Raw genomic sequence first — 3,067 nt, forward strand, 5'->3', positions numbered from 1 at the left:
CCACGGGGCCCGGGGGTGGCGGGGGCCCCCCGGCGGGGGGGGGCCCCCCCCCCCCCCCCCCCCCGGGCGCCCCCCCCCCCCCCCCCGCCCCGCCGGGGGGGGGGGGGGGGCCGGTTCGCCGTCCGCGCCACGTGCGGGAACGGTTGTGAGCCGCGTCTCAAAGGGATCACCACGGCCCTGCCCCGCGATGCCAGGATGGGGTGGTGAGCGAAACGAGCGAGCAGCAGCCGACCACCCCCGGGCCTGCGCGGCACGGTTTCGCGGTCGAAGTGGTGTGGACCGGCAACACCGGTGCGGGCACCAGCAGCTACCGCAGCTACGAGCGCACCCACGAGGTCCGCTCGGCGGGCAAGAGCACCATCGAGGCCTCCGCGGACCCGGCGTTCCTCGGCGACGCCGACCGGTACAACCCGGAGGAGCTGCTCATCGCGTCCCTGTCGCAGTGCCACATGCTGTGGTTCCTGCACCTGGCCGCGGAGTGCGGCGTGGTGGTGGTCGGCTACCACGACCACGCGCAGGGCGAGCTCGCGGAGAACGCCGACGGTTCGGGGCAGTTCCGGGAAGTGGTGCTCCAGCCGGAGGTCGCGGTCGAGGACCTGGCCAGCGTGGACGCCGCGGAAGCGCTGCACGAGCGCGCGCACGAGCTCTGCTACATCTCGAAGTCGGTGAACTTCCCGGTGCGGCTGACCCCGTCCACCCGGGTCGCGAACTGACGCGTCAGCCCAGGTCGCGGCGGCGCTGCCGGTCCCGCAACACCCGCTGCCGGGCCTGGTAGTCCCGCATCCGCTGCGGGTAGCCGAGTTTGGCCACCTCGTAGCAGGGCATCCCCTGCTTGCGGGCGAAGCGGAACGCCGCTTCCGGTCCCGCGACGCGGCGCCGGGTCCACTCCCCGTCGTGCGCGACGAGCAGCACCGTGGTCTCGGTGACGGTGGTGCGGGGTTCGACGAAGGCTTCGACGCCGTGGCGCTGCTGCGCCCAGGTCCGCAGGTGATCGGTGTCCCGCGAGTCGGCCGGACGACCCGTGGTGCGCCGTCGCCGAAAACGATCGAACAGACCCACGGCATTCGCCTCCCCGCGCGCTGGAAGCCGGCCGCGGATTCGATTCACCTGCGCGCGGCCGCACTCGGAGACACCTCCGGAAAACCGGTGCTCCCGTTCGCGATGATGCCACCGGGCGCCTGTGACGAAGCTGAGAATCGGAAAAAACGATTCAGTGGGATCGGGCACGTTCGCGCGATCAGAGCGAGCCCACGTCGCGTCGTCCCAACGGGTGGTGACAAGATGGCTGCCAGGTGTTCCGCGCCTCGCGCGACAGCCGGGCCGGGCGGCACCTCAGCGATTCAACGATGGCTGTCGAGGAGTGCGAAGTGACCGACACGTCCGCCGATCTGGTCATTCTCGGCGGCGGTTCGGGCGGCTACGCCTGCGCTTTCCGCGCGGCTGAGCTGGGCCTGTCCGTCGTCCTCATCGAAAAGGACAAGCTCGGGGGAACCTGCTTGCATCGCGGGTGCATTCCCACGAAGGCTCTCCTGCACGCCGCGGAGGTCGCCGACTCCGCGCGCGACGGCGACCAGTTCGGGGTGAAGACCTCGCTGGAGGGCATCGACATCGCGGGGGTGAACTCCTACAAGGACGGTGTCGTCGGCAAGCTCTACAAGGGCCTGCAGGGCCTGGCCAAGGCGCACAAGGTGACGCTGGTCGACGGCGCGGGCACGCTCGTCGACAAGAACACCGTCGAGGTCGACGGCACCCGCTACACCGGCAAGAACGTCGTGCTGGCCACCGGCTCGTACTCCAAGTCGCTGCCCGGCCTGGAGCTCGGCGGCCGCGTCATCGCCAGCGAGCAGGCGCTGAACCTGGACTTCGTGCCGGAGAAGGTCGTCGTGCTCGGCGGCGGCGTGATCGGCGTGGAGTTCGCGAGCGTGTGGCGCTCCTTCGGCGCCGAGGTCACCATCGTCGAGGCCCTGCCGCACCTGGTGCCGAACGAGGACGAGTTCGCCTCCAAGCAGCTGGAGCGCGCGTTCCGCAAGCGCGGCATCAAGTTCAAGACCGGCGTCAAGTTCACCGGCGCCACCCAGACCGACTCCGGCGTCTCGGTGAGCCTGGAGAACGGCGACCAGCTCGACGCGGACGTGCTGCTGGTGGCCGTCGGCCGCGGCCCGAACACCGCGGGCCACGGCTACGAGGAGGCCGGGATCCAGCTGGAGCGCGGCTTCGTCGTCGCCGACGAGCGGCTGCGCACCAGCCTGCCGGGCGTGTACGCGGTCGGCGACATCGTGCCCGGCCTGCAGCTCGCGCACCGCGGCTTCCAGCAGGGCATCTTCGTGGCCGAGGAGATCGCGGGCCAGAACCCGCAGGCGATCGACGAGGCGGGCATCCCGCGCGTCACCTACAGCCACCCCGAGGTCGCCTCGGTGGGCCTGACCGAGAGCGCCGCCAAGGAGCAGTACGGCTCGGTGCAGACCTTCACCTACGACCTCGCAGGCAACGGCAAGAGCCAGATCCTCAAGACGGCGGGCGCGGTGAAGCTGGTCCGCGCCACCGACGGGCCGGTGCTCGGCCTGCACCTGGTCGGCGACCGGGTCGGCGAGCTCATCGGCGAAGCCCAGTTGATCTACAACTGGGAGGCGCTGCCCGAGGACGTGGCACCGCTGGTGCACGCCCATCCCACGCAGACCGAGGCCCTCGGCGAGGCGCACCTCGCCCTGGCCGGCAAGCCGCTGCACGTCCACGGCTGATCCGGTCCGCTTCCCGCACCAGCACAGCACCCCGCCACACCGCACGAGGAGTCCGCGAGCGATGTCCTTCTCCGTCCAGATGCCCGCGCTAGGCGAAAGCGTCAGCGAGGGCACGATCACCAGGTGGCTCAAGCAGGTCGGCGACACCGTCGAGGTCGACGAGCCCCTGCTGGAGGTCTCCACCGACAAGGTCGACACCGAGATCCCGTCCCCCGCCGCCGGTGTGCTGCAGCGCATCGTCGCCGAGGAGGACGACACGGTGGAGATCGGCGGTGAGCTCGCCGTCATCGGCGACAGCGCCGCCGACTCGGGCTCCGCCCCCGCGCCGC

General features: G+C 71.4%; 4 protein-coding genes. 3 read left to right on the forward strand and 1 reads right to left on the reverse strand.

The window, feature by feature from the left end; genetic code table 11:
- Positions 1-203: 203 nt before the first annotated feature.
- Positions 204-713, forward strand: a complete 510-nt coding sequence (locus LCD35_RS10075; RefSeq protein ID WP_224955294.1) for an OsmC family protein — start codon at positions 204-206, stop codon at positions 711-713.
- Positions 714-717: 4 nt separating this feature from the next.
- On the opposite strand, the gene LCD35_RS10080 is transcribed toward LCD35_RS10075, so the two are convergent.
- Positions 718-1,059 (reverse strand): oxidoreductase, encoded by a 342-nt coding sequence (locus LCD35_RS10080; RefSeq protein ID WP_224955293.1) that lies wholly within the window; start codon positions 1,057-1,059, stop codon positions 718-720.
- Between the two features lie 308 nt (positions 1,060-1,367).
- Here LCD35_RS10080 and lpdA point away from each other — a divergent pair, with 308 nt between their 5' ends.
- Positions 1,368-2,738 carry a dihydrolipoyl dehydrogenase gene (gene lpdA, locus LCD35_RS10085; RefSeq protein WP_224955292.1) on the forward strand — a complete coding sequence of 457 codons (1,371 nt, stop codon included), beginning with the start codon at positions 1,368-1,370 and terminating at the stop codon, positions 2,736-2,738.
- A 61-nt stretch (positions 2,739-2,799) separates the two neighbouring features.
- Positions 2,800-3,067: biotin/lipoyl-containing protein (locus tag LCD35_RS10090; protein WP_304621295.1), on the forward strand; the 268-nt coding region annotated here is incomplete at its 3' end.

The organism is Saccharopolyspora sp. 6V (genome assembly GCF_020176785.1).
GTDB lineage: Bacteria > Actinomycetota > Actinomycetes > Mycobacteriales > Pseudonocardiaceae > Saccharopolyspora_C > Saccharopolyspora_C gregorii.